The 24744-nt window shown below is 71.2% G+C and carries 26 protein-coding genes and 1 tRNA gene; 7 read left to right on the top strand and 20 right to left on the bottom strand.

Annotated features, from left to right (window positions below; all coding sequences use genetic code 11):
* Position 1 precedes the first annotated feature (1 nt).
* The 3 genes from MED01_RS13210 to MED01_RS13200 are packed head-to-tail and all read right to left on the bottom strand — an operon-like array spanning position 2 to position 2171.
* Positions 2-1108: a glycosyltransferase family 9 protein gene (locus MED01_RS13210; protein WP_238668837.1), complete on the bottom strand. Its 1107-nt coding sequence runs from the start codon at positions 1106-1108 to the stop codon at positions 2-4.
* An 8-nt stretch (positions 1109-1116) separates the two neighbouring features.
* On the bottom strand, positions 1117-1668 hold the full coding sequence (locus tag MED01_RS13205) for an Hsp20/alpha crystallin family protein (RefSeq protein WP_238668835.1): 552 nt from the start codon (positions 1666-1668) through the stop codon (positions 1117-1119).
* Positions 1668-2171, bottom strand: coding sequence for a DUF2231 domain-containing protein (locus MED01_RS13200; protein ID WP_196920715.1), 504 nt, complete (start codon positions 2169-2171; stop codon positions 1668-1670). Before MED01_RS13200 ends, MED01_RS13205 begins: the two co-directional genes overlap by 1 nt.
* A gap of 165 nt (positions 2172-2336) precedes the next feature.
* Between MED01_RS13200 and MED01_RS13195 the strand changes: the two genes are divergently transcribed.
* Positions 2337-2954 (top strand): pyridoxamine 5'-phosphate oxidase family protein, encoded by a 618-nt coding sequence (locus MED01_RS13195; RefSeq protein WP_238668833.1) that lies wholly within the window; start codon positions 2337-2339, stop codon positions 2952-2954.
* Here the strand turns inward: MED01_RS13195 and MED01_RS13190 are convergent.
* Positions 2945-3574, bottom strand: coding sequence for a DUF4240 domain-containing protein (locus MED01_RS13190; RefSeq protein WP_238668831.1), 630 nt, complete (start codon positions 3572-3574; stop codon positions 2945-2947). The genes MED01_RS13195 and MED01_RS13190 overlap by 10 nt on opposite strands.
* A 31-nt stretch (positions 3575-3605) precedes the next feature.
* Complete coding sequence (locus MED01_RS13185) at positions 3606-4013, bottom strand: VOC family protein (protein ID WP_238668830.1); 408 nt, start codon at positions 4011-4013, stop codon at positions 3606-3608.
* Between the two features lie 71 nt (positions 4014-4084).
* On the opposite strand from MED01_RS13185, the gene MED01_RS13180 reads away from it, so the two are divergent.
* The 3 genes from MED01_RS13180 to MED01_RS13170 all read left to right on the top strand — a co-directional run bounded on the left by MED01_RS13180 (position 4085) and on the right by MED01_RS13170 (position 6383).
* Positions 4085-4747, top strand: a complete 663-nt coding sequence (locus MED01_RS13180; RefSeq protein WP_238668828.1) for a class I SAM-dependent DNA methyltransferase — start codon at positions 4085-4087, stop codon at positions 4745-4747.
* A 141-nt stretch (positions 4748-4888) separates the two neighbouring features.
* Entirely contained in the window at positions 4889-5401 is a 513-nt protein-coding gene (locus tag MED01_RS13175) for a DUF6000 family protein (protein ID WP_238668826.1), read from the top strand.
* A 223-nt stretch (positions 5402-5624) separates the two neighbouring features.
* Complete coding sequence (locus MED01_RS13170) at positions 5625-6383, top strand: ATP-grasp domain-containing protein (RefSeq protein WP_238668825.1); 759 nt, start codon at positions 5625-5627, stop codon at positions 6381-6383.
* Between the two features lie 292 nt (positions 6384-6675).
* Here MED01_RS13170 and MED01_RS13165 read toward each other — a convergent pair.
* Positions 6676-6752 (bottom strand) — tRNA-Thr (locus tag MED01_RS13165).
* 144 nt (positions 6753-6896) lie between these two features.
* Here MED01_RS13165 and MED01_RS13160 point away from each other — a divergent pair.
* Positions 6897-8651 (top strand): metallophosphoesterase family protein, encoded by a 1755-nt coding sequence (locus tag MED01_RS13160; protein WP_238668823.1) that lies wholly within the window; start codon positions 6897-6899, stop codon positions 8649-8651.
* 152 nt (positions 8652-8803) lie between these two features.
* Here the strand turns inward: MED01_RS13160 and MED01_RS13155 are convergent, their stop codons facing one another.
* The 6 genes from MED01_RS13155 to tmk form a co-directional block, all read right to left on the bottom strand.
* On the bottom strand, positions 8804-9643 hold the full coding sequence (locus MED01_RS13155) for a PSP1 domain-containing protein (RefSeq protein WP_112585777.1): 840 nt from the start codon (positions 9641-9643) through the stop codon (positions 8804-8806).
* A gap of 300 nt (positions 9644-9943) precedes the next feature.
* Positions 9944-10624 carry a hypothetical protein gene (locus MED01_RS13150; protein ID WP_238668821.1) on the bottom strand — a complete coding sequence of 227 codons (681 nt, stop codon included), beginning with the start codon at positions 10622-10624 and terminating at the stop codon, positions 9944-9946.
* A complete protein-coding gene (locus tag MED01_RS13145; protein ID WP_030334249.1) occupies positions 10624-10929 on the bottom strand; it encodes a hypothetical protein in 306 nt (101 codons plus the stop codon). The genes MED01_RS13150 and MED01_RS13145 overlap by 1 nt, the downstream gene beginning before the upstream one ends.
* 1 nt (position 10930) lies before the next feature.
* Positions 10931-11260 carry a YbaB/EbfC family nucleoid-associated protein gene (locus MED01_RS13140; RefSeq protein WP_007454690.1) on the bottom strand — a complete coding sequence of 110 codons (330 nt, stop codon included), beginning with the start codon at positions 11258-11260 and terminating at the stop codon, positions 10931-10933.
* A 121-nt stretch (positions 11261-11381) separates the two neighbouring features.
* Positions 11382-12644 carry a DNA polymerase III subunit delta' gene (locus MED01_RS13135; RefSeq protein WP_238668820.1) on the bottom strand — a complete coding sequence of 421 codons (1263 nt, stop codon included), beginning with the start codon at positions 12642-12644 and terminating at the stop codon, positions 11382-11384.
* The gene (gene tmk / locus MED01_RS13130; protein WP_308193466.1) at positions 12644-14743 is read right to left on the bottom strand and encodes a dTMP kinase; all 2100 of its coding nucleotides are present in this window, start codon (positions 14741-14743) and stop codon (positions 12644-12646) included. Before tmk ends, MED01_RS13135 begins: the two co-directional genes overlap by 1 nt.
* 307 nt (positions 14744-15050) lie before the next feature.
* On the opposite strand from tmk, the gene MED01_RS13125 reads away from it, so the two are divergent.
* Positions 15051-16259 carry an amino acid deaminase/aldolase gene (locus tag MED01_RS13125; protein WP_238668818.1) on the top strand — a complete coding sequence of 403 codons (1209 nt, stop codon included), beginning with the start codon at positions 15051-15053 and terminating at the stop codon, positions 16257-16259.
* A 50-nt stretch (positions 16260-16309) separates the two neighbouring features.
* On the opposite strand, the gene MED01_RS13120 is transcribed toward MED01_RS13125, so the two are convergent.
* Positions 16310-16915: a TetR/AcrR family transcriptional regulator gene (locus MED01_RS13120; RefSeq protein ID WP_238668816.1), complete on the bottom strand. Its 606-nt coding sequence runs from the start codon at positions 16913-16915 to the stop codon at positions 16310-16312.
* Positions 16916-17141: 226 nt separating this feature from the next.
* Between MED01_RS13120 and MED01_RS13115 the strand changes: the two genes are divergently transcribed.
* Complete coding sequence (locus MED01_RS13115; protein WP_238668814.1) at positions 17142-18458, top strand: D-arabinono-1,4-lactone oxidase; 1317 nt, start codon at positions 17142-17144, stop codon at positions 18456-18458.
* Positions 18459-18494: 36 nt separating this feature from the next.
* On the opposite strand, the gene MED01_RS13110 is transcribed toward MED01_RS13115, so the two are convergent.
* The 7 genes from MED01_RS13110 to MED01_RS13080 all read right to left on the bottom strand — a co-directional run bounded on the left by MED01_RS13110 (position 18495) and on the right by MED01_RS13080 (position 24734).
* A complete protein-coding gene (locus tag MED01_RS13110; RefSeq protein ID WP_238668813.1) occupies positions 18495-18920 on the bottom strand; it encodes a GDSL-type esterase/lipase family protein in 426 nt (141 codons plus the stop codon).
* Positions 18921-18936: 16 nt separating this feature from the next.
* Positions 18937-19086: a hypothetical protein gene (locus MED01_RS13105; RefSeq protein ID WP_238668811.1), complete on the bottom strand. Its 150-nt coding sequence runs from the start codon at positions 19084-19086 to the stop codon at positions 18937-18939.
* Complete coding sequence (locus tag MED01_RS13100) at positions 19086-19385, bottom strand: antibiotic biosynthesis monooxygenase (protein ID WP_238668809.1); 300 nt, start codon at positions 19383-19385, stop codon at positions 19086-19088. The genes MED01_RS13105 and MED01_RS13100 overlap by 1 nt, the downstream gene beginning before the upstream one ends.
* The gene (locus MED01_RS13095; RefSeq protein WP_238668807.1) at positions 19382-20011 is read right to left on the bottom strand and encodes a TetR/AcrR family transcriptional regulator; all 630 of its coding nucleotides are present in this window, start codon (positions 20009-20011) and stop codon (positions 19382-19384) included. The genes MED01_RS13100 and MED01_RS13095 overlap by 4 nt, the downstream gene beginning before the upstream one ends.
* 209 nt (positions 20012-20220) lie before the next feature.
* Positions 20221-23052, bottom strand: coding sequence for a type I DNA topoisomerase (topA, locus tag MED01_RS13090; protein WP_238668806.1), 2832 nt, complete (start codon positions 23050-23052; stop codon positions 20221-20223).
* A 417-nt stretch (positions 23053-23469) separates the two neighbouring features.
* Positions 23470-24204 (bottom strand): hypothetical protein, encoded by a 735-nt coding sequence (locus MED01_RS13085; protein ID WP_372493657.1) that lies wholly within the window; start codon positions 24202-24204, stop codon positions 23470-23472.
* Positions 24195-24734 carry a hypothetical protein gene (locus MED01_RS13080; protein WP_238668805.1) on the bottom strand — a complete coding sequence of 180 codons (540 nt, stop codon included), beginning with the start codon at positions 24732-24734 and terminating at the stop codon, positions 24195-24197. Before MED01_RS13080 ends, MED01_RS13085 begins: the two co-directional genes overlap by 10 nt.
* Positions 24735-24744 lie beyond the last annotated feature (10 nt).

Raw genomic sequence — 24744 nt, 5'->3', positions numbered from 1 at the left:
CCTACGGGGTGAGCAACTCCCGGGCGGCTTCCAGCACCTCGATCACCGGTACGTCGGTCACGAACGAGTCCCGGTGCGGGCAGTCACCGTCGCCGGGCCGGTGCGGATAGATGCCCGGTGTGCAGTCGACACCGCAGACCGGGCAGTGCACCGTCCACGAACTGATCGGCCGGTGCCGGCCCCGCAGCGGGCTGGCCCCGTTGATCAGGTTGCCGACCCAGAAGATGCCCACGGTGGGCGCGCCCACAGCGGCGGCCAGGTGCAGCGGGCCGGTGTCGTTCGAGACGACCAACGCGCAGTCGGCGTAGCAGCCGACCAGCCCACCCAGGCTGAGCGTGCCCACCTGTGGGCGCACCGGCACCTGCGCCGCAGCGACGACCCGGTCCACCACCTCCTGCTCGGAGGGTGTGCCGGTGACCAGCACCTCGTAGCCGTCCTCGTGCAGCGCACGGGCCACCTCGGCGAAGCGCTCGGCGGGCCAGCGGCGGCGGGTGTCGGTGGCACCCGGATGCAACGCCACCCGGGGACGGCTGGCCGGGCCGAGCACCTGGGCGGCCTCGGCCCGGTCGGCGGCGGTCACCGCCAGCGTCGGCGTGATGGTGGTGGCCGGCGCTCCCGCCAGCGCCACCACCTCCAGGTAGCGGATCACCTCGTGCTGGTAGTAGACGTAGCGCAGCCACCGGTCCAGCGGCGGCGCGTCGTCGGCGCGCAGGCCCACTGTCAACCGGGCGCCGAGCCGACTGATCAGCGGGTTGGAGTTGGCACCCCCGCCGTGGATCTGCACCGCCAGGTCGAATTCCGCACCGGCGGCGGCAGCCACGAAGCCGTCCATCGACGACTCCGGCTCGCCCGGCTCCGGCGTACGGATCCCGGCTGCCGGCGGCACCACCAGCACCCGGTCCACCGGGCCGGGCCGGTCGCGCCAGAGCTTCGCGTGCCACGGCGCGCCGAGCAGCACGATCTCCGCCGCGGGGTACGCGCCGCGCAGCGCGTCAAGCGCCGGCAGGGCGAAGATGAAATCACCGAGCGCGTTGGCGCGCAGCACGGCGATCCGCCGCACGTGGGGAAGGCGCTCGGCGGTCGGGCCGAGCACGGACGGGGTGACCACCCGGCCCGCTACGGCCGGTCGATCTCGCCGGCGGTGTCCGGGCGGTGCAGCTCCCGGTCCGCGGCGGGATCGGCTGGCATCGGCGTACCCGTGGAGAGGTCGCCGGAGCGCGGCCCGGTGCGGCCGACGGTGATGGTGCGCGGTGCGGGCCGGGTCGCCCGTGGCAGCCGGACCCGGAGCAGGCCGTGGTCCATCACCGCGTCGATGGTGTCCGGGTCGACCCGCGCCGGCAGGGTGACCCGGTATTCGAAGCCGCGCGTCTCGAAGCCGCCGGGAATGCCCTGGTCGGCGTTGACCTCGGCCTCCGAGCGGGCCCGCACGCACAACTCGCGGTCGTCCAACTCGACGGCCACCTCCTCCGGCGCCACTCCGGGCAGCCGGACGACGACCTCCCAGCCGTCCGAGGTCTCGGTCAACTCGACGTCGGACCCCCCACCGCGACCACCGACCAGGCGACTCAACTCGGAGCGCAGCGACTGCAACTCCCCCATCGGGTCCCAGCCCTGCTGCCGGCTGCCGCGCCACCCCCGGCCGAAGCCGCCGAACTGCTGCTCGCTCATCACACCTCTCCGATCCGCTGGGTGGCCGTCGGCGGCCGAAGTGAACTGGGCGCGTCCAGGCCGGCGTCGCTGTCCACGCCCACACCGAGCCGGTCGACCAACTCGCCACCGAGCCAGGCGCTGATGCCGAGAATCGCCAGCGCCACCACCTCGATGGCGACCAGTGCCCCGCCGGCGGCCCGGGAATCCGCGTTGAGCCGCACCGCCCACACTGCGGCGAAGAGCAGGATCACCGCGACGTTGGCGCCGGCGTGCAGCAGACCCACCCGCTTGGCGCGGGTGCCGGTCGGGATGGCCAGCAGGTCGAACGAGCCGGCCGCCGCGGCGAGCAGGCCGCCGATCAGGCCGACTGTGATGTTCCAGTACGCGACCTCGCCGAGGAAGTCGGGACCGCCGACGGTGTCCACCACGTCGAACAGCACCGCGGTGGCCAGCAACGCGACCGGGAACATCACCAGCATCGGATGGACTGGATGACCCAGTACCTTGAGTCGGCTCTCCATCTCCCGGCCTCCACTGGTCGGCGTGCTGCGGAACGGTCTCCTGCGGCGAGCGCGTCGGGTGAGGCCGTACCCCCGGCAACCAGGCACAAACCTCGCGCTGGTCAAGCGGCCTAGGCTGACGACGGTGGTGCCCACCACCGGGTCAACGGCTGAGGGAGGATCAACGTGACGGTGGAGATCACCTCGCACGAGGAGTTGCGCGAGCTGCTCGGCGTACCGCACGCGCGAGCCGCCAACAAGGAACGCACCCGCCTGCACGAACGGGACCGCGAGTGGCTCGGCGCCTCGCCGTTCTGCCTGATGGCCACCGCCGGCGCGGACGGCAGCTGCGACGTCTCGCCCAAGGGCGACCCGGCCGGGTTCGCCCTGGTGCTGGACGACGCGACCATCGCGCTGCCCGAGCGGCCCGGCAACAAGCGGGCCGACGGCTACCGCAACATCCTCGACAACCCGCACGTCGGGTTGCTCTTCCTCATCCCCGGGCGGACCGACACGCTGCGGATCAACGGGCGGGCCCGCCTGGTCAGTGACGCCCCCTGGTTCGACGACATGGTCGTCAAGGGGCACCGGCCGGTCCTCGCCGTGGTGGTGGAGATCGAACAGATCTTCTACCACTGCGCGAAGGCGTTCCTGCGGTCCGCGTTGTGGCGGCCGGAGACCTGGCAGCCCGACGTGCTCCCGTCCCGGGCCCGCCTGATCAAGGAGGTCGAAGCCCTTCCGGAGAGCCTCGAAGATCTGGAACGGTACTACGGCCCGGAGTACGCCACGAAGATCTACGCCTGAGTTGCGCCGCCCGGCCGAGACGGCTGCCCCTCGGCCGGGCGCGAGGGACCCGGCTCGTCCCCACGCCAGTCCGACCAGCCGGCCGGGTTGCCGAACGACTCCCGGGATATCCCGGAGCCGGTCTCCGGCCACGAACCGAACCTGTCGTTGTGCAGGTGCGCGAAGAGATAACACATGCCCTCGCAGTCGGCGTCGAGCAGCGCCATCGCGGGGTTGGCGCGGACCGCTTCGTAGTACGCCCGTCCCAGGGCCACTATGAAACCTCGGGCGTAGAGGAAGCCGTCGTCCGACCCGTCGGTCACCTCGTGGATGTCCTCCCGATCGATGTCGTGCAGCTTGCGCTCCACCACCCGGTCGAGGTCGGTCAGCTCCTGCCCGCTCAGCTCGACGGTCAACTGCCCGAGACGATCCAGGAAGGCGTCAAGCCAGGCGTCGATCGCGTAGGACGGCCCGTCATCGTCGTCGCCGTCGTCATCGGTGGGGTCGCGCTCGACGAGGGCCTGACGCAGGGCCAGAGGTTCGGCGCCCAGCTCCGCCCAGGCCGACTCGATGAGCGCCCACAGCCGGGCCTCGTCGGCGGGGGTGGGAAGCGTCTGAGGGGTGTCGGTGGTCACTGTCACCGTCGGACCGTAACCACCGGCACCGACGCTTTCAGGACTTCGGATCGGCGGACACCATCCACAGGTGACCGTCCGGGTCGGCGAAGACCCCCGCGTACCCCCAGGGTTGCTCCGCCGGCTCGGTGATGATCTCGGCGCCGGCCGCGCGGGCCCGGCCGACGACCCTGTCCGCGTCGGTAGACGAAGCGACACCGAGGTTGAGCAGGCACTCGCTCTGGCCCTTCGGGGCAACCTCGTGTCGGCCGATCACCCACCCGAAGCCGCCGACCGGGATGAGCATCAGCCGCAGCCCGTCGTTGACCACGAACTGCAACGGCTCCGGGATGCCGTCGTCGGCCAACTCGCCCACGGCGTCGAGGCCGAGGCCGTCGCGGTAGAAGCGGTAGGAGGTGGCGCGGTCGGCTATCGGCAGACTCACGATCACCGGTGCGGAAGTCATGGGTGGACGCCTCCAAAGTGTCGGCTCGGCATGGCCAGCCATCAGTGTGTCGCTCAACTAGCGTTGGCGTGGTGACCACAGACGACTGGCTGCCGGAGACCCGCACCTCCTACGACACTGTCGCGGTCAGCTACGCCCGCCTGGTCCGCGACCTGTTGGCCCAGGCACCGCACGAACGAGCCGCGCTGACGTCGTTCGCCGATCTCGTACGGGCAGCCGGCGGCGGGCCGGTCGCGGACGTGGGCTGCGGGACTGGTCGCATCACCGCCCACCTGCACACGCTCGGCGTCGACGCCTTCGGGATCGACCTCTCGCCCGGGATGATCGAGGTGGCCCGCCGTGATCACCCCGAGCTGAGGTTCGAGGTCGGCTCGATGACCGACCTCGATCTGCCCGACGGCTCGGTGGCCGGCCTGGTCGCCTGGTACTCCCTCATCCACATCCCCGACGACGACATCGACGCCGTGTTCGCGCACTTCCGGCGGGTGGTCCGGCCCGGCGGTCCCCTGCTGCTCGGGTTCCACGTGGGCGACGAGACGACGCTCAAGACAGAGGGGTACGGCGGCCACCCGATGAACGTGCACGTCCATCGTCGACAGCCAGCCCAGGTGGCGGCGTGGCTGCGTCAGCACGGGTTCACCGTCGACTCGCAGACCACCGTCACTTCGGCGGAGAGCCGGCTCGGCGGAATCATCGTCGGCCGACGGGAAGACGGTTCAGGCCTACCTAGATGAGCGAAGGCCCTGACCGGCATTCCTGCTGGTCTGGGCCTTACGTCTGGAGCCGCCTGACGGAATCGAACCGTCGACCTACGCATCACGATCAAGTGGCCTATATCTGCCTACCTGGCAAAACCCCGCCGCTATGTTGCGAGGGTGGATCAACGGAGTACGGACGAACTGATTGACCGCTACGTCGTACCGTTCTACCTCGACATGATGGGGACCAACGCCCTCAGGTACGGGCCTCCCCTGATTCCGGCCCTGGCGGAGCTGAGCGGAGACGCATCCCCAGCCGACGTGATCGCACTCCTGCAGGACAGTTGGCGTCCACGCGTCATGGGTGCCTGGTACGCCATAAGGGTTGGCGGTCCTGACGTATGCGCGGCAGTCCTCCAGGCCCTAGCCACATCGCGGGGTTCCCTCGATGCGCCGTCGCTCACGACAGCAGCCGTCGTCCTAAACGGCCCTGGGGCCGTTGAAGCCCTACAGCAGTACTTCACCGAGGATCAGGCCCAGGGTTGGGGGGCAGGCGGGGTAACCGCCGCCGCAGCGGACTACCTCCGTCGTCACCACCAGGTCGCCACGCCGCTTCCACTTCCGACCGACTCAGACCGGGACACCTTTACCGCTCTCATCGACATCGCACGGCGGCTGCAAGCGGCCTGACCGGCCAGTCATCGACTTCTCGCTTACAAGTTCTAGGCGCTTCGTCTGGCGGAGTCCGTCCGGATCCCCGACCTCGGACGACTGTCCGTGTCCGGCGGCCGGCGGCTGTCCTCGTCCCGGCCCGTCGCTGTCGCCGTTGCTGTCGAAAGCCACCCGTGTTCCGTCACGGAACGCCTGATAACCGCTGTAACGGTGGCGGTGTGTTGGGGCAGGATCATCGGTCGTGACACTTGTCCTGCCGCCGCGCCTGACAGCCTCGGCTCAGACCTTGCGCGACGCGGCTCACCGCCGCGGACTAGGCACCGTCCAGCTCCCCACGTTCGAGGTACCCGCTGGGTTGTGTGCTGATCACCTTCATGCGGGACCAAGCTTCGCCGACGTCGTCGCACCGCTGCTCGGGATTGCGCCCTTGGAGGCTGAACCTGGCTGGCTGACCGGGCTTCCCCGTGAATTTACCCGCCGGGAGATCATCCTGGTCCCAATCGGCGAGGCCTACGAACTCCGTCGGCCGGCGTTCATCAAGTCGCCCAACGACAAGAACATCCCGGCGATGATCTACACCGACGGCTCGCGCCTGCCCGGCCCGGATGCTGTCGACCGACGAGCTCCAGTGCTCGTCAGCGACATCGTCGACTTCACCGCCGAGTACCGGCTACACCTGCTCGACGGTGTGGTCTACGCAGGCAGCCAGTACGCCGCGCACGGCCGGTTGCACCTCGGCCCTCCGTCGACCGACGCGCTAGCCTTCGGCACCGACCTCCTCGCCGGATATGGGCACACGCTGCCTTCCGCCATCGTCGTAGACGTAGGACTGGTCGACGGCTACTGGGCCGTGATCGAGGCAAATGCCGCGTGGGCAAGTGGTGCCTACGTAGCGGACCCGGACCTGGTCCTCGATGTCGTCCTCCGAGCGGCCGGCCCAACGGCTTCGGTCAGCGCCCGCGATCGACAGTTCATTCGACGGCCCAGCGGCCCGAACTAGCCCCTCAGGCCTCTTCGGTGTGAACGCGGGTGCGGCGCATCGTCTGCTGCCGTCGACTGTCATCCCGTACCGCTCAGCTCGGCCAACACCTCGCCTGCTGTCGCCACGTGTCGCCCCCGAGCGGCACGTTCGATGCATGTCGACTCCACGAAAGGGCAATGCCGCGTAGGCGCCCCGCACAATTGCGTGCCGACTCTCTCCACCGGAGACCCCTTGACGGCTCGGCCCAGCGAGGGCAAGCAAAAGGCCCAGGTCATGATCGGCGATCAAGCCGGTGACCTGGGCCTTTCCGTGGAGCCGCCTGACGGAATCGAACCGTCGACCTACGCATTACGAGTGCGTCGCTCTAGCCGACTGAGCTAAGGCGGCAACGATCAGCAAGTGTACGGCACCCCGGCGGTACCGACCGAACGGGATACCCCCGCCGCGCCGGCCAGCACCAACCGGACATCGGCCGTCATCTGGACGCTTACCGGACAGCGGATGATCGGGTGCGGGACTACGCTGCGGCGGGTGAGCGACGAACGCGACCACCCCGAACGTCAGGACGAGACGACCGAACGCTCTGACCGCGCGCCAGCCGGTGAACGCGTCGCCCATCGGCCGCGCAGCACCGATCCGCTGGAGTTGGGCTTCACGCCGCGCAAGCCGGTGCCGTGGCTGGCGCCGTTTCTGCTGATCAGCACCGGCATCCGGACGCTGCTGGCGGTGCTCTTCGGGGCGTACCTCGACAAGCGTGAGTTGCAGAACGCGTTCGGCGACGGCGTCTTCCGCCAGGTTGGGCCGGACGGCGGGCTGTGGCTCGACTACGTGGCCGACCTGGGTGACGGCTTCAACGCCACCTACTCGGTGGCGTACCTGCTGGCGCAGCCCGAGCTGACCGTCGACGGGCACCGCCTGCCCCGGGCGCAGACCCTGGTGATGGGCGGCGACCAGGTGTACCCGTCGGCGGCCTACGCCGCGTACGAGGACCGGTGCAAGGGTCCCTACCAGGCTGCCCTGCCGGTGACGCCGGCCGAGAAGCCCACGCTCTTCGCGGTGCCGGGCAACCACGACTGGTACGACGGCCTCACCGCTTTCCTGCGGTTGTTCGTCCGCTCCCGGGACCGCAACTTCGCGGGCTGGGGCACCGGGCAGTCCCGGTCGTACTTCGCCGTGGAGTTGCCGGCCGGTTGGTGGTTGCTCGGCGTTGACGACCAGTCCGGCTCGTACCTGGACGACCCGCAGCTGGCCTACTTCGACGAGGTGGCCAAGCGACTCGGGCCGGAGTCCAAGGTGATCATCGCGGCGCCGGCGCCGACCTGGGTCAAGGCCGCCGACAACCCCACGGCGTACGACTCGATCGACTACTTCATCCGCACGATCATCGACCCGACCGGGGCGCGGGTCCGACTGTTGCTCTCCGGGGACCTGCACCACTACGCCCGCTACTCGGGGCCGGACCGGCAGTTGATCACCTGCGGTGGGGGCGGCGCGTACCTCTATCCCACCCACAAGCTGCCGGAGCGCATCGAGGTGCCACCGCGGGACACGCTGACCCGCAAGGCCAGCTCCGCCCAGCCGTACGACCTGGTGGCCCGTTACCCGGACGCCGCGCGGTCGCGCCGCTACGGCTGGGGCATCTTCCCCCGGTTGCCGTTGCGCAATCCCGGCTTCACCACGTTGCTCGGCACCCTGCACACCCTGCTGATGCTTGCCATGGCCGGTGCGACGGCGAACTGGGCCGACAGCACCAACCAGCGGCTGTTCAGCGTCCCGCTGGTGGTGATGGTGCTCGTGACGGTGATCGCGGCGGCCCTGTTCGCCAAGCCGCCGAGCGCGAGCGGCAAACGTCACGCGCGGCACTGGATCCTCGGCGTCGGCCACGGCGTCGCGCAGGTGGCGCTAGGGGCGGCCGGCACCTGGGTCTGGTTGGCGCTGCCGTTCTACGACTGGCCGTGGCCACTGCCGGCGGTCGCCGCGGCGGTGCTCTACGGCCCGGTGATCGGTCTGGTCGCCAGCCAGCTGGTAGCGGCGTACCTGCTGGTGGCGGGCTCCTTCGGAGTGAACGTCAATGAACTCTTCGCCGGCCAGGGCATCGAGGATTCCAAGTCGTTCCTGCGACTGCGCATCGACACTGACGGCACGTTGACCATCTACCCGCTGGGGGTGGACCGGGTCTCCCGCGACTGGCAGGTGAACCCCGACCAGTCCCCCACCCAGAGCTGGCTGATCCCCAAGCGCCCCCTGACCCCCCACCTAACCGAACCCCCCACAGTCCTGCACTAACCCCCACCCCACCCCACCCCCGCCCCACCCCGCTCCGTTGATCATGAAGTTATTGCGCCGACACGCCGTCCGGCATGGCAATAACTTCATGATCAACGCGGGACTGGCGGACCCGGGGGGGCCGGCGGACCCGAGGGGCCGGCGGGGCGGGGTTAGGGGGTGTAGTGCTGGTCGTGGGCTTGGCGGGGGGCGCAGACGGAGGCTCGGGAGCAGGAGCAGCGGGAGCCGTCGGCGTCCAGGCGGACGGTCACCGCGTCGCGGGGGACGCTGTGGCCGACGACCCGGCCGTCACCCTCGGGGGTGGAGACCCGACTGCCGACCGCCGGGGCGGTCTCCTGAAAGCGCTGGTACAGCGGGTGCTCGTACTTGAGGCAGCACATCAGCCGCCCGCAGGCGCCGGAGATGCGCAGCGGGTTGAGCGGTAGGTCCTGGTCCTTCGCCATCCGGATGGTCACCGGCTCGAAGTCGGTGAGGAACGTGGCGCAGCACAGGTCCCGACCGCAGGAGCCGATGCCGCCCTGCACCCGCGCGGAGTCGCGGGCGGAGAGCTGGCGCAGTTCCACCCGACAGTGCAGGGTCGCGCCCAGGTCGCGGACCAGGGACCGGAAGTCCACCCGGTGCGGGGCGGTGAAGTAGACGGTGCTGCGCTCACCGCCGCTCTCGGCGGAGCCGAGCACATGGTCGACCGCCACCACCTTCATCGGCAGGCCGTGCGAGCGGATCAGCCGTTTCGCTGCCACCTTCGCCTCGGCCTTGCGCCGACGTAACGCCTCGTCCCGGCGGAGGTCGTCGTCGCCGGCCAGCCCGACCAGGCGGGGGAAGCCGTCGGTCTCCTCGGTCACCCACTGCGCGGCCCACACGCACTCCGCCACCTCGGGCCCGTCATCGGTGGGCACCAGCACCCGGTCGCCCACCTGCGGGCGCAACTCGCCCGGGTCGAGGTAGTAGAGCCGCCCGTACCGGTTGAAGCTGACCGCGCAGAGCATGCCCATCCCCCCACCCTACGACGGGTCACGGCACAAGGCGCACCGGCCGGCTACGCCCCGCTGCCATTCATGACCGTCGACTCGACCTATTGCCGGGCGTCCCGTCGTGCCGTTGCTGCTCGCCCGGACGGTTGAATCCGGGGCCGGGCAGGAGACAAGACGTGCCTCGGCGGCGTTGAGTGGAGGCAGACCTGCGGGGGGTGCAGGGGGAAGACCACGGCGTCGCCGTGGGCGCCGGCTTCAGGTCAGGCGCCCGCGAGCGACGCCGTGGCCTGTCCGAGGCAACGCGGCCACGGCCGGGCCCGGTTACCAGCCGACCCGGGTGGGCTGGTCGTAGCGGGGACGCCCGTCCGTCGGCGGACGCCACGCGGTTTCGGCCAGGCTCGGCGCCCACTGACGCAGCAGGGTCTCCGCACCGTCGTACGCGACGCAGAGCACTGCCAGCACCCGTGCGGCGATCTCGGCCGCGTCGGCCACACCCGGCCCGACCGGCCCGGGGCGCGTCGACGCACCGGTGGCGGTGGCGGCGACCACGGCGACCGCTTCGGCCGAGCGGAGCACGTCGGCCAATGTGCGGGCCAGCGCGAGACGGCTGCCCTCCACCCAGTCGGCGAGGGCGTCGGCGTATCCGGCTGTGGACTCGAGTCGCCCGACCAGGCTGTCCGGCCCCTCGTCGAGGTGGCGTAGCAGCGCCGCCCGCTGGTGCCCGTACGCCGTGGCGGCCGGACCGGACCAGAGCACCGAGTCGGTGAGCGCGGCGGAGACGTCGTCGTACCCCCGGACGAGCCGGCGCACCGCGTGGCCGGCGCTGGCGAGCGGCGCCGGGTGCAGGTCGAGGAAGCTGCGAACCGCGTCGCCCGGCAGCACCTGCATGCGGCGCAGCAGCGGCCAGACCCGGTGCCCCTCGGGGACACCGGCCGCGATCAGTCTGTCCACCCGGCGGAGCAGGTCGAGGCCGGGCTCGGCGAGCCGGTCCAGCGCGTCCATCACGGTTCCCCGGTGAGCCGGCGGCGGGCCGCCCTGTCGACCTCGGCGTAGCGGTCGGCGGCTTCCCGCACGGCCGCCGCGGCGGCGGCCAGTCGACCGGCGGCGGCGCGGGCCTCCCGAGCCCGGTCGTCGGTGGCGGTCGTCCACTGCCTGTGCAGCGCCCGACCGATCTCGCCCGGCCGGCCCGGTGCGTCGGCGCCGAACGCGGCCTGAGCCGGATCGCTGGCGGTGACGGTGTGCGAAACGAGGGTGAGCGTGGCGCTCGCCTCGTCGAGTCGGGCGGAGAGCGCGCGCAGCGTGTCCATCTCAGGCCCCCGCGAGCGGTCGGTAGGCGGCGAACGTCTCGTTGTGCAGCTTTTCCCGGGCCCATTCGGCGGCGTCGGCCGCTGCGGTGACCGCGGCCTGCACGGAACCGGCAACGTCGCGCGGGCTGCGGGTGTGCAGCGGCCCGAGGAACCGGACGTCGGTGATCCGTCCACCGGCGGTGACCACCACCTCGACCAGGCCGTCCGGCGAGCGGACGGTCACCTCGACGGTCGACACCGCCTGGTCGAACTCGGCCTGGAGGGACTCGATCCGGCGGTAGCGTCGCACCGCCTCCTCGATCCAGGCTTCGTCGATCTCCCCCCGCGGCATCGGCCGACTCCTCCCGGGTGATCCATCACTCAGTGTGGTGCCACCGTCACCACGGCACAGGGACCGTACCGCACCGCAATCGGGCCTGTCGATGCCTGTGGACAACGGCCGGAAGTGCGGGTCAGCCCTTCCAGAGGGCGAGCATCATCGCCTCGACCGCGATCCGCGGCTTGACGTTCGCCTCGATCGCCGCACGGCAGGCGAGCACGGCCTCCAACCGGCGCAGCGACCCCTCGGCGTCCCACTTCTGCGCGCCGGCGCCGGCCAGCGTGGCAGTGTCGGTGTGCACCGGGGCGACGGGTGCGCGCAGCGCCATGGTGAGCGCGTCCCGGTAGAAGCCCGCGAGGTCGACCAGCGCCCGGTCCAGTGCGTCCCGCTGGGCCCGGGTGGCCCGGGACTTCTGCCGCTTCTCCAGCTCCTTGAGCTGCCCGGCAGCGCCCCGCATGGCGCCGGCCGCGCCCCGGCCGGTGCCGCCCGCGCCGAGCGCGGTCTCCAGTGCCGCCCGCTCGGTGGTGTCGGCCTCGGTGACCGACGCCTCGGCCTCCGCCTCGGCCGCCTCGATCAGCGCGGACGCCGCGTCGAACGCCGCGCCGACACCGGTCAACCGGCGGGGCACCGCGAGCACCGCCTCGCGTCGTTTGCGGGCCTCCGGGTCGCGGGCCAGCCGGCGGGCCCGACCCACGTGACCCTGCGCGGCCGCCGCCGCCCACTGCGCCACGTCGGGGGCGATGCCGTCCCGGCGAACCAGCACCTCGGCCACCGCCTCGGCCGGCGGCTGCCGCAGGGGTACGACCCGGCAGCGCGACCTGATGGTCACCGAGATGTCGTCCGGGTGGGTGGACGGGGCGCAGAGCAGGAAGACCGTCCGCGGCGGGGGTTCCTCGATCGCCTTGAGCAGCGCGTTGCCGGCGGCCTCGGTGAGCCGGTCGGCGTCCTCGATGACCACCACCTGCCAGCGCCCGCCGGACGGGGTGCTGGCCGCGCGGAGCACCAGCGCGCGCATCTCGCCGACGCCGATGGAGAGCCCTTCCGGCACCACCATCCGCACGTCGGCGTTGGTGCCGCCCATTGTGGTGTGGCAGCCGGGGCACTCACCGCAGCCGGTGCCGTGCACGCACTGGAGTGCGGCGGCGAACGCCCGTGCGGCGACCGAACGGCCGGAGCCGGGTGGCCCTGTGAAGATCCACGCGTGCGTCATCCCGGCGGACGGGTCCAGCCCGCCGCTCACTGCGTCGTCGGCAGCGGACCCGTCACCGCTGGCCGGGCCGGCCGCGACCAGCGCGGCGGCGCCAGCGCGCAGCACGGCGGCTGCCGCGGCGGCTGCGCGCCGCAGCTCGACCACCGCCTCGTCCTGACCGACCAGGTCGGCGAAGACGTCCGGCATCAGGTCTTGTGCTCCATCGTCACCAGCTCCGCGTCGGATAACTCAGGTTGCACCGAGGTGTCCGGGCCCTGCGCCGGCCGCGGGTGCACGATGCCGCCCGGCTTGCCGAGCATCTCCTCGACCCGCCGGACCACCAGCCCGGTGATCTCGTCGGCCGGCCGGGAGGCGTCGAGCACCAGGTAGCGCTTCGGGTCGGCGGCGGCGAGGTCGAGGAACGCGTACCGGACGCGCTCGTGGAAGGCGACCGACTCGGCCTCCAGCCGGTCGGTGCCGGTGTTGCGGGAGGCCACCCGGGACAGGCCGGTGCGCGGTTCGACGTCCAGCAGCACCACCAGGTCGGGCTTGAGCCCACCGGTGGCCCAGGAGGAGAGCCAGGAGACCTCGTCGACGGGCAGTGTGCGGCCGGCGCCCTGGTACGCCAGGGACGAGTCGACGTACCTGTCACTGATCACCACGCCGCCCCGAACCAGCGCGGGCCGGACGACGGTGGCCACGTGGTGCGCCCGGTCGGCGGCGTAGAGCAGCGCCTCGGCCCGGGGGGAGGGCGCGTCGTCGCCGGAGGTGTCCAGCACCAGCGACCGGATTCGCCGGCCGACGCCGGTGGCCCCCGGCTCGCGGGTGACCACCACCTCTCGGCCGTGCCCGCGCAGCCGCTCGGAGAGCGCGGTGAGCTGGGTGGACTTCCCCGCGCCCTCGCCGCCCTCGAAGACCACGAAGAGCCCGGCGGAGACGAACGGCTCGGCGGGCATCAGCGGACGGCCCCGGATGGAGCCCCACAGGTCGGCGAGGACCGGGACGCCCTTCTTGTCGTCCATCTGGCCGAACGCGCTGATCCCGGCGAAGATGCCGGCGGCACCGGCTGCGAGCAGCAGCAGTCGGGTGGAGGAGACGGAGATGCCGAGGTCGGCGATCTCCAGCTTGCGGGAGCCGCCGACACCGACCAACACGCTGCTCAGGCCGATGGCCAGGATCAGCACCAGCCGGGTGCCGATCTGCACCACGGCGAAGACCCGGCCGCGCACCTCGTCGGCCACCTCGCCGCCCAGCAGCGTGGTGCCGGCCAGGAAGGCCATCCCGGCACCGGCGCCGACCAGCACCGCGCCGACGATCGCCATGGACAGGTGGATGGCGAAGGCGAGGGTCATCACCGCGGCGCTGGCCAGCACGATGCTCATGCCGAACCAGCGGCGTCGGGACATCTCCTTGACGACCATCGGGCCGAGCCCGATGCCGAGCGCCAGACCGACGAAGATCGCGCCGAAGAGCAGTGAGAACGCCGCGTCGCCCGCGCCCAGCGAGTTGGCGAAGAACTTGGCGGTGCCGACCACTATGCCGCCGCCGGCGAACGCGCCGAAGATGCCCAGCACCAGGCCGCGGACCAGCGGGGTCTGGCCGATGTACTTCCAGCCCTCGGAGAACTGCCGGAACATGCTCTGCTCGACACGCTCCGCCTCACCGCGCTGCGCCTCACTGATCTCCTTGATCCCGAACGCCACCACCAGCGCCGTGGCCAGCCGGGAGAAGGAGTTGAACCAGAGCGCGAGCTGGGCCGGCTCGGCCCAGGAGGGCAGGTCGCCGCCGACGGCACCACGGACGCCACGGTCGAGCACGGCGAGGCCGATGGCGGCGGCGACGGGGGTGAGGCCGTAGGTGGTGATCAGGGTGAGCTGGTTGGCCGCTTCCAGCCGGGCCCGGGGGATCAGGTTCGGGACCGCGGCCTCCTTGGCCGGGATCCAGAGCAGGGTGAGCGACTCGATCAGGAAGGTGGCGATCAGCGCCCAGCCGACCACCAGGCCACCCGCGGCGCCGCTGAGGGCGTAGAGCGGAATGGAGGCGAAGAGCACGAAGCGCAGCAGGTCGCAGATGACCATCGTCCAGCGCCTGTCGAACCGGTCGGCGAAGACGCCGGCCACCGGGCCGAGCACCAGCGCGGGGAGCAGCCGGATGGCGGTCACCCCGCCGAACGCGGCGCCCTGGGCGGTGCTGCCCTGCACCTGCGAGGCGGCGAAGAGTGCGGTGGCCAGCAAGCCGAGCCAGTCGCCGAAGGAGGCCGCGCCGAGCACGATCCAGAGCCGTCGGAACGGCCGGATGCGCAGCACGGACCGGATCGCGGCATAACCGGACGGATCAGCCTGGCCGCCGTTGGGCTGCGTGGCGGCGTTGCCCGACTGGTCACCCGGGCGCGACACGCCGGGCGACTCGCCGCTGTTCTGGCTTTCGATGGCCGTACCTCCACGTGCCGGCCCATCGCTGGGCACCTCCGGTGCAACACTCTAGACCCGGTGGGGGCCACCCCCCGGGCGACATTCTCCTGCTCGCTGAGCCTAGGCCGCCGGAGGTACCGGCCGCAGCCCGGACGTACGCGAGGGTATTTCGCATTCTCCGTCGGACAGTTAGCGTGCACACGTGGCCATCGAAAGCGACAAACTTCGCGAGCGCCTGGATCGGGCGACTGCCCACCTCGACCCCCCGTACGCGGTGGTCGACCTCACCGCCTTCGACGCCAATTCGGCCGCCCTGGCCGATCGCGCCGCCGGAAAACCGGTCCGCCTCGCCAGCAAGTCGGTCCGCAGCCGCGAGTTGATCAGTCGAGCGCTCGCGCGGCCGGGCTGGCATGGCGTGATGGCGTTCACAGTGCCCGAGGCGATCTGGCTGGTCCGCGCCGGCGTCAGCGACGACGTGCTGGTCGCGTACCCGAGCGCGGACCGGGCCGCCCTCGCCGAGCTGGGCGCCGACCCGACGCTCGCCGCCGCCATCACCCTGATGATCGACGGCACCGGCCAACTCGACCTCATCGACGCGATCGAGGCCCCGGGGCAGCGCGCCGAGCTACGGCTCTGCCTGGATCTGGACGCCTCCTGGCGACCGCTGCGCGGCCGGGTGCACGTCGGCGTCCGCCGCTCACCGGTGCACAGCGCGCGGGCAGCCGGCGCGCTCGCCGCAGCCGTCGCCGGTCGGCCCGGCTTCCGGCTGGTCGGGCTCATGTCGTACGAGGCGCAGATCGCCGGCCTGGGCGATGCGCCGCCGGGCAAGACACTGCTGGCCGGCGCGATCAGGCTGGCCCAGCGCGGGTCGTACCGCGAGTTGCTGGCCCGCCGTGGCGCAGCGGTCGCCGCGGTACGCGCGCACGCCGACCTGGAGTTCGTCAACGGCGGCGGCACTGGCAGCGTGGCCGCGACCAGCGCCGATCCCGCGGTAACCGAGATCACCGCGGGATCGGGCCTGTACGGGCCGACACTGTTCGACGCGTACCGCGCCTGGCGTCCCACCCCTGCGGCGTTCTTCGCCTGCGCTGTGGTCCGTCGACCGACGCCGGAGCTGGCGACGGTGCTCGGCGGTGGTTGGATCGCCTCCGGCCCGGCCGCCGACAGTCGACTGCCCCGGCCGTGGCTACCGGCGGGGCTGAAGCTGGTCGGCACCGAGGGCGCCGGCGAGGTGCAGACCCCGCTGTCCGGAGCGGCGGCGGCCGGGCTGAGCGTCGGCGACCGGGTGTGGTTCCGGCACGCCAAGGCAGGTGAGCTGTGTGAACGGGTCAACGAGCTGCACCTGATCGAGGGGGACGCGGTAGTGGCGACCGTGCCCACCTACCGGGGTGAGGGGCAGGCCTTCCTCTGAGACCGGGCAGCCGCCCCCACCGCCGGCCGAGGCCCGCCCGCCGCGCCGACTCAGGCGGGTTGGGGCGCCTCGGCCTGCTTGCCGACGGGGGACCGGCCGTTGTCCGGGCCGTCGACCTGACGGTGCAGGTACTCCCGGATCAGCGCCTTCGCCTCCAGCAGCACCCGCTCGTCGCCCTCGGACTTCCGGCGGAACGCGAGCTTGATCAGCGCGTCCGCCGCCTCGACCGCGATCTCCAGCACGAAGCGCAGCTTGGGCACGTCGGTGAGCCCGAAACGCTCGGTGAGCACCCGGGCCAACTGGTCGGCAATCACGCCGTTGTTGTCCCGCTGCTCGTCGAGCAGGTGCAGGTCGACCACGTCGCCGAAGTGCAGGGTACGGAAGCCCGGGACGGTGCGGTGCATGGTGATGTACTCGTCGATGCCCGCGTCGACGCCGTCCCACCAGTGGGTCATCTCGTCGGAGGCGAACCTCTCGTCGAGGCGCTGGAGGTAGGACTCCATGGTCCGCAGGGTCAACGCCTGCACAATCGCCCGCTTGTCCGGAAAGAACTGGTAGACCGACCCGATCGCCACCTCGGCCCGCTCGGCGAGCAGGGTGGTGGTCAGCCCCTCGTACCCCACCTCGTCGACGAGTTCGGCGCAGGCATCCAACATGCGCTGTACCCGCGCGACACTTCGACCTTGCACCGGTACGCGGCGCAGCGGCCCGGTCGTGGCGGCTGGTGTGGACACTCTGCGCCACCCCCCTTCGACGGATGAACATATCTCCACGTCACGAGTCCGTGACTACCGGTACAACGAGCGGATCGCAATTGCGGTATTTACCAGCTAGAACGTTCCTGATATGAAGTCAGTTCATATTCATGAATGAGGAGTGCGCATGGTCCGCACCGCACCGCTCGGGGCTGGATGGTCCAACTGGGCCGGGAACCAGCGTGGCAGCGCCAGCGCGATCCTGCGCCCCGGCTCGCCGACCGACGTCGTAGAAGCCGTCAGATCTGCCGCCGCCGACGGCGCTCGGATCCGGGTGACGGGCAGCGGCCATTCGTTCACCGCCGTCGCACTCGCCGACGACCGTCGGATGGACCTGTCCGAGCTGGACACCATGGTCAGCGTGGACGTCGCCCACCGACTGGTCACAGTGCCGGCGGGCATGACCCTGCACACGCTCAACGGCCTGCTCGCCCGGCACGGCCTCGCGCTGCCCAACCTCGGCGACATCGACGCGCAGACCGTCGCCGGGGCGATCTCCACCGGCACCCACGGCACCGGAGCCGGCTACGGGTGCCTCTCCACCTTCGTCGAGGCGATCACTCTGGTCACCGGCACCGGCGAGGTGCTGCGCTGCTCCGCCGACGAGCATCCCGACGTCCTCGCCGCCGCCCGAGTGTCACTCGGCGCGCTCGGCGTCCTGGTGGAGGTCACCCTGCGGTGCGTTGACGCCTTCGTCCTGCGCGCCCACGAACGACCGGCCGAGCTGGCCGACGTGCTCGGCGAACTGCCCGAGCTGATCGGCCGGCACGACCACGTCGAGTTCTACTGGTTCCCGTACACGTCGCGGGTCCAGGTCAAGGCCAACGACCGGGTACCGGCCAACGACCGGCCGCTGTCCCGCTGGCGCGGCTGGATGGACGACGACTTCCTGTCCAACCGGGTCTTCGCCGGCGCCTGCCGACTCGGCCGGGCCGTGCCCGCGCTGGCACCGGGGATCAGCGCCGTCTCCGCCCGCGCCCTCACCGAACGCCAGTACACCGGCCGCTCCGACCGGGTCTTCTGCACCCCGCGCCGGGTCCGCTTCGTGGAGATGGAGTACGGCCTGCCCCGCGAGGCGTTGCCGGAGGCGCTCGCCGCGCTCCAGCGGATCGTGGACGGCCTGCCGTTCAAGGTGCTCTTCCCGGTGGAGGTGCGGTTCACCGCCGCCGACGACATCTGGCTGTCGCACGGCTACGGCCGGGACAACGCCTACATCGCCGTGCACCAGTACGTCGGTATGCCGTACGAGCCGTACTTCACTGCCTTCGAGCAGGTGGCCGCCGGGTTGGGCGGTCGCCCGCACTGGGGCAAACTGCACTACCGCGACGCCGCCTCGCTGGCCACCGCGTACCCCCGCTTCGCGGACTTCCAGGCCGTCCGCGACCGGCTCGACCCGCACCGCGTCTTCACCAACCCCCACCTGAACCACGTGCTCGGGGTCTGACGGCTCCGTCGGCGCACGCCGTCGCGGTGACCAGCGCTAGAGCGCCAGGTCGTCCAGGTTCACCGCGTCGGCCATCGCCTCCGCGCCCCTGTCGTTCAGGTGCATGCCGTCGCCGCTGTCCAGCGCCGGGTGGATGTGGTCGGGGGCGTGCGGGTCCGCGACAGCGCTCGCCACGTCGAAGACGGCGTCGAAGGCGTCAGTAGTACGGATCCAGTCGTTCACCTCGCGTCGGGTGGCGAGGCCTGCCGGTGTGCTGATCTCCGGGCCACCGCCCGCGAAGGGGCCGATGGTGGCGGCGACGATCCGCAGACCGGCGCCGTGGGCGCGGTCGGCCAGCTCGCGGAAGCCCTCGACGAGGGCGTCGGCGGTGACTGCCGGCTCGCCCAACATGGCCGGCAGACCGAGGTCGTTGATACCGAAGTGGACCAGAACGTGGGTCCGGAAGCCGGCTGTCCAGATCATGGTCGTTTCGGGCCCTTCAGATGTCCAGGACGACCCGGCCGCTGGCCGAGCTGTGTTCGGCCAACTCGTGCGCGTGTGCGATCTCCGCCAGCGGAAGACGGGCGGCGATGGGGTAACGCAGATCGCCGCGTGCCGGGCCCTGCCTGTCGTACCACGCGGCGCGCATCACGCACCCACCACGTCGGTCGTCGTGCCCTCCTCGGCGCTGATCACCGAGTCGATCAGGGAGAAGAACGTCTGGATGCCGGGCCGGTTCGCGCCCCGGCGGCGGGATTCGGCGTGGTCCTCGGACGAAGCCCAGAAGACGATGTCCAGCCACTCGTCCGCGCCCAGCCGGATCAGCCGTGCGCCGAGGAAGCCGGCGCGATCGGCCTCGAAGTCGCGCAGCATCGCCGGCCGCGCGGCCAGCAGATCCTCCGCGCGCTCGGCGGGGACGCGGAACCGGGTGATCTCGACGGTGGTCATCGTGCCTCGATCCGTTCGGGTGTGGTTTCGGAGTCGCTGACACCCAGCATCAGTCTGAGCTGGGTCAGCAGGACGTCGCGGAAGTTCGCTGGCGCCGGCGTGGGATGGTGCTGAACCCGCGAGACGATCAGACCGGCCAGCGCGGCGAGCAGGAGATCCGTCACCGCCTCGGCATCGTGGGCCGGCGTGAACGCCCCCCGGGCGGCGCCCTCCCGGACGGCGGCCAGGAAGGGCTCCCGGTAGCGCTGCTGCACAGTGGCGCTGTAGTCGCGGAGTTCGTCGTCGCGCATCGCGGAGCGCCAGAACTCGACCAGGACCTGCCTTGTGCTCTCCGAGTTGTGCAGGCTCCGGTCCACCAGCGCGACGAGTCGTCGCCACGGATCGGCCTCGGCGGCGGACACCGCTCGCAGGGCCTCCACCTCCCGGTCGGTGAAGACCTGCATGGCCTCGATGATCATGTCTTCGCGGGAGCCGAAGTAGGTCTGGAGGGTGCTGATCGCCACCCCGCCGGCCGCTGACACGTCGATGAAGCGGGTGTTCTCGTAGCCACGGGTCGCCAGCACGGCGGCCACGGCGTCGAGAACGGCAGCCCGCTTCTCGCCGCCCGCCCGCCTCTTGCGGATCATCTCAACCTCGGCGGGCACAGCTCGCAGATCGGCATGACCAAGCGGTACGGCGGTACCGGCGAAGCGACGAGCGGCACCACCTCAGCGTGATCGGAAACACCTGGACCACGACCACAGCCGTAGATCTTGGACAGTTTCCGTTCAGAGAAGACGGAAACTGTCCAAGATCTGGAGCGCCGCGTCACGGATCAGAGCGGCCCGGACGGGAGTTACTCGGTGCTGGTAGCTGCCTTGCGCGGGGCGGCCTTCTTCGCCGGAGCCTTCTTCGCCGCCGTCGCCTTGGCAGTGGTGGTCTTCTTCGCGGCGGTGGACTTGCTGGCGGCGGCCGTCTTCTTCGTGGCAGTCGCCTTCTTCGCTGGCGCCTTCTTCGCCGCCGCCTTCTTCCGCGGCGCCGGACCCTTCGCCCGCTTCTCGGCCAACATCTCGGACGCTTCCTCGATGGTCAGCGCCTCCGGCGTCTGCCCGCGCCGCAGCGACGCGTTGAACTCACCGTCGGTCACGTACGGGCCGAACCGGCCGTCCTTGATCACCATCGGCTTCTCGGTCGCCGGGTCCACGCCCATCTCGCGCAGGGGCGGCGCCGCGGCTCGCCGTCCACGCGCCTTCGGGGCGGCCAGCAGAGCCAGCGCCTCGTCCAGCGTGACGGTGAACATCTTGTCCTCGGAGTCCAGCGAACGGAACTCCTCGCCCTGCTTGACGTACGGGCCGTAGCGGCCGTTGTTGGCGAAGACCTCGACGCCGTCCGGCGCGACACCGATCAGCCGGGGAAGGCTGAGCAGCTTGAGCGCCTCCTCCAGGGTCAGCGAGTCCGGCGTCTGCGTCCGCAGCAGCGACGACTTCCGCTCGCCGCTTGACACGTACGGGCCGAACCGGCCGGACTTGAGCACGATCGGCTCGCCGGTGCCGGGGTCGTCGCCGAGCTTGCGCTCGCCGCTGCCGCCCAGGAACAGCTCGTGCACCTTCTCCGGGGTCAGCTCGTCCGGGGCCAGGCCCTCGGGGATCGGCGCCCGGTCACCCTGGGAGCCGCCCTCCTCGCCCTCGGCGGCCGGTGCCGGCTGCTCGCCACCGGGCAACTCCCGTTGCAGGTACGGCCCGTAGCGGCCGACCCGCACGACGACCTCGCGGCCGTCGTCGTCGGTGAAGAGCGGGATGGAGTTGACGCTGCGGGCGTCGATGTCGCTGAGGTTCTCGGTGACCAGCTTCTTGAGCCCGCCGGAACGGGCGATGTCCTGGTCGCCGGCACCGTTGGAGCTGCCGAAGTAGAACGCCGTGAGGAAGTCGACAGCAGCGTGGTCACCGCCGGCGATCTCGTCCAGCTCGTTCTCCATCGTGGCCGTGAAGTCGTAGTCGATGAGGCGTGGGTAGTGCCGCTCCATCAGCCCGATCACCGCGAAGGCCAGGAACGTCGGGATCATCGCCTGGCCGCGCTTGGTGACGTACCCCCGGTCCTGGATCGTCTGCATGATCGACGCGTAGGTGGACGGGCGGCCGATGCCCAGCTCTTCCAGGGCCTTGACCAGCGACGCTTCGGTGTAGCGCGACGGCGGCTGGGTGTGGTGACCCTGCGCGGCCAGCTCGTCGGCGGTCAACGGCTGATCCTTGACCAGGGTGGGCAGCCGACGCTCGGCGTCCTCGGCCTCGGCGTTCTCGTCGTCGCTCGACTCGACGTAGGCGCGCAGGAAGCCCGGGTCGGTGATGGTCTTGCCGGTCGCGCCGAAGTCGGCTTCCTCCTGCGAGGTGGAGACCGCCCGGATGCGCACCGACACGCTGGAGCCGACCGCGTCGGTCATCTGCGAGGCGATGGTGCGCCGCCAGATCAGCTCGTAGAGCTTGAACTCCTCGGCGGACAGCTCCTTGGCCACCTCGCCCGGGGTACGGAAGTTGTCCCCCGCCGGGCGGATCGCCTCGTGCGCCTCCTGCGCGTTCTTCACCTTGCCGGTGTAGCGGCGCGGCTCCGGCGGAACGCTGCGCTCGCCGTACAGCTCGACGATCTGTCGGCGGGCCGCCGAGATGGCGGTCTCCGACAGGTTGACCGAGTCGGTACGCATATAGGTGATGTAGCCGTTCTCGTACAGGCGCTGCGCGGTGCGCATCGTCTGCTGCGAGGACAGGCGCAGCTTGCGGGCCGCCTCCTGCTGGAGGGTCGAGGTGATGAACGGCGCGTACGGGCGACGGCGGTAGGGCTTCTCCTCGACCCGGGTGACGGTGAACGGCCGTCCGTCGAGCCGGGCCGCCAAGCCACGGGCGCCGCTCTCGTCGAGGTGCACCACCCCGGCGCCGGCCCGAACCCGACCGGTGGTCGGCTCGAAGTCCTTACCGGTGGCGATCCGGTCACCGTTCAACGCGATCAGTGTGGCGTTGAAGTTTCGCGGCCCCTCACCGGCGTTCGCCACGGCGAGGGTGGCCAGGATGTCCCAGTACTCGGCGGTGCGGAAGGCCATCCGCTGCCGCTCCCGCTCGACCACGATGCGGGTCGCCACGGACTGCACCCGGCCTGCCGAGAGCCGCGGCATGACCTTCTTCCACAGCACCGGGGAGACCTCGTAGCCGTACAGCCGGTCGAGGATCCGGCGCGCCTCCTGGGCATCGACCAGATCGCGGTCGATCTCCCGGGGGTTGGCCACCGCCGCCTGGATCGCCGGCTTGGTGATCTCGTGGAAGACCATCCGCTTGACCGGGACCTTGGGCTTGAGCGTCTCGACCAGGTGCCAGGCGATCGCCTCGCCCTCGCGGTCCTCATCCGTCGCCAGGAAGATCTCGTCGACTTCCTTGGCCAGCTTCACCAGCTTGCTGATCTGCTGCTTACGGTCGGCGGAGACGACGTAGAGCGCCTGGAAGCCGTTGTCGACGTCCACCCCGAGCCGGGCCCAGGGTTCCTTCTTGTACTTGGCCGGCACGTCGGCGGCGTTGCGCGGCAGGTCGCGGACGTGACCGAAGCTGGCCTCCACGACGTACCCCGGGCCAAGGTAGCCCGAGATCGTCTTGGCCTTCGCCGGTGACTCGACGATGACCAGACGGGTGGTTCCAGCGTTGCTCGGCACGTCTCTCCCCGACCTCACTCCTGCTCGTGGTCTGCCGGCGCCCGGACAGCGACCGCTTTCGACCCCGCCGTCGCACCGGCGGTCCGGATGTCCAACGTAACGCGCCGCCCGCGTTTCGGGTTTCGCGGGCCGCAAAACGCTTCGACGCGGCGGTCGACGCCGCCCCACCGCGCTCAGCACTGCCGGACGGCGCCACCGTACACCGTGGGTAGGGCTCGAGGCGGGTCACTGTGACGATGGCGGACCCACCACCGAGACCCGACCCGCCCGTTTTCCGCCTGGATCGACCCGCCCGCTGTCCGGCACCGGACACCCGGCCGGCACCGCCCAATCGCGTCGATCATGGACTTGTGGTGGGCGTTTTAACCCCGGAGGAGCAATACGTCCCCCACCGCAACTCCATGATCGACCCGGGGGTCAGGTTGGCCAGGTGTTGGTTGGGGCTGCGGGCGGCGGCGCGCCGACCAGCTCGGCCAGCCGGGAGAGTCGGCGGCGGCCGGTGATCCGGTACGCCGGGCCGCCCTCACCCGGGCCGAGCAGCGTTCCGGCCAGCCCCGCCGAGGCGAGCGCCACGCCGATCGACTCCCAACACTCCTGGTCGTCGGCGCCCAGCCGCAACAGGAAGCAGTCCGGAGGCTCCGCCGTCCCGGCGGCGGCGAGCCACAGCCGCAACCGTCGACCGGTCAGGTGGAACGCGTGCGGCGGGCGTTTCGTCGTACCGTGCAGCCAGGCGGCCGCGAGCGGCTTCAAGACCCGGGTGTACGAGGTACGAACGGCGTGTCGCGCGCCCTCGGTCGGCTCCCAACTGGCCGCCAGCCCACGCGACGCCAGCTCGGCGACGAGCACGTGCACCCGCCAGGCGGCGTCCACCTGCACCGAGAGCCGGGCGGTGCCGCCCATCCGGACCACCTCACCCGGCCCGGCGAGCAACCCGGCCAGGTCGGCGACTGTCGGTTCGGCCGCGTCCGCGCCGAAGAAGACAAGTTGCCGGCCCGCATCGTCACCCTGCTGGGAGGAGCCGTGCTGCGCCGGGCCGGCCTGCGGCACGCCGCGGCGGCGTCGCCCGGGAGTGGGCGTGTCGGACTCGGGCGCGGGAAACAGCGCCGGGGGCGGCTGTGCCTTCCCGGTGTCACCGAGCCCGCTCAGCGACACTCCGGCACCTCGTCGAATGCCTGTTTCAACTCCTCGGAGTTGAGCTTGCTGGTGTCCAGCGCGCTGGCGTCGTACTCCTTGTTGAGGGTCTCCACGGCGGCCCGCACCCCGTCGTAGAAGACTGTCGGCTCGCCGGTGGCCAGGCCGTCGATGGTGTCCCGGGCACGACCGTACGCGTCCCGCATCTTTCCCAGGGAGCCACGGAATCCGGCGGAGATGGCCTCACCGTTCTCCGCCTCCGGGATGCCCGCCTTCTCCACCTTGCGGCGCGCGGCCTCGCTGGCCTGCTCCGCCCCATCGAAGAGCCGCACCAGGTTCTCCTTGGCCTGCGCCGGCGTGGTCTGCGCGGTCATCTGCTCGTCAGTGCTGCTGGTCAGCTTGTTGATCTCGGAGCGCCACGGGGTGAGGGCACCGCAGACCGAGGCCGCCCAGGCCCGTGGGCTGGGACCCCCGCCGCAGCCGGCCAGGACGACGATCGTGGCCAGGACCACCGTGAACTTTCCGGCGGCAGACGCCCGGCACGTACGCATGCGTTGCAGC

Source organism: Micromonospora alfalfae (genome assembly GCF_022230925.1).
Classification (GTDB): domain Bacteria; phylum Actinomycetota; class Actinomycetes; order Mycobacteriales; family Micromonosporaceae; genus Micromonospora; species Micromonospora alfalfae.
Note: the sequence above shows the minus strand (reverse complement) of the source record. Positions and strands in the feature narration are given on the sequence as shown.

Coding starts and splice junctions, on each gene's coding strand:
- MED01_RS13205 (WP_238668835.1), bottom strand. CDS start 1,668: ATGAGCGAGCAGCAGTTCGGCGGCTTCGGCCGGGGGTGGCGCGGCAGC.
- MED01_RS13200 (WP_196920715.1), bottom strand. CDS start 2,171: ATGGAGAGCCGACTCAAGGTACTGGGTCATCCAGTCCATCCGATGCTG.
- MED01_RS13185 (WP_238668830.1), bottom strand. CDS start 4,013: ATGACTTCCGCACCGGTGATCGTGAGTCTGCCGATAGCCGACCGCGCC.
- MED01_RS13155 (WP_112585777.1), bottom strand. CDS start 9,643: ATGGGCATGCTCTGCGCGGTCAGCTTCAACCGGTACGGGCGGCTCTAC.
- MED01_RS13150 (WP_238668821.1), bottom strand. CDS start 10,624: ATGGACGCGCTGGACCGGCTCGCCGAGCCCGGCCTCGACCTGCTCCGC.
- MED01_RS13145 (WP_030334249.1), bottom strand. CDS start 10,929: ATGGACACGCTGCGCGCGCTCTCCGCCCGACTCGACGAGGCGAGCGCC.
- MED01_RS13140 (WP_007454690.1), bottom strand. CDS start 11,260: ATGCCGCGGGGGGAGATCGACGAAGCCTGGATCGAGGAGGCGGTGCGA.
- MED01_RS13135 (WP_238668820.1), bottom strand. CDS start 12,644: ATGCCGGACGTCTTCGCCGACCTGGTCGGTCAGGACGAGGCGGTGGTC.
- MED01_RS13120 (WP_238668816.1), bottom strand. CDS start 16,915: ATGTTGGATGCCTGCGCCGAACTCGTCGACGAGGTGGGGTACGAGGGG.
- MED01_RS13115 (WP_238668814.1), top strand. CDS start 17,142: ATGGTCCGCACCGCACCGCTCGGGGCTGGATGGTCCAACTGGGCCGGG.
- MED01_RS13110 (WP_238668813.1), bottom strand. CDS start 18,920: ATGATCTGGACAGCCGGCTTCCGGACCCACGTTCTGGTCCACTTCGGT.
- MED01_RS13105 (WP_238668811.1), bottom strand. CDS start 19,086: ATGCGCGCCGCGTGGTACGACAGGCAGGGCCCGGCACGCGGCGATCTG.
- MED01_RS13100 (WP_238668809.1), bottom strand. CDS start 19,385: ATGACCACCGTCGAGATCACCCGGTTCCGCGTCCCCGCCGAGCGCGCG.
- MED01_RS13095 (WP_238668807.1), bottom strand. CDS start 20,011: ATGATCCGCAAGAGGCGGGCGGGCGGCGAGAAGCGGGCTGCCGTTCTC.
- MED01_RS13080 (WP_238668805.1), bottom strand. CDS start 24,734: ATGCGTACGTGCCGGGCGTCTGCCGCCGGAAAGTTCACGGTGGTCCTG.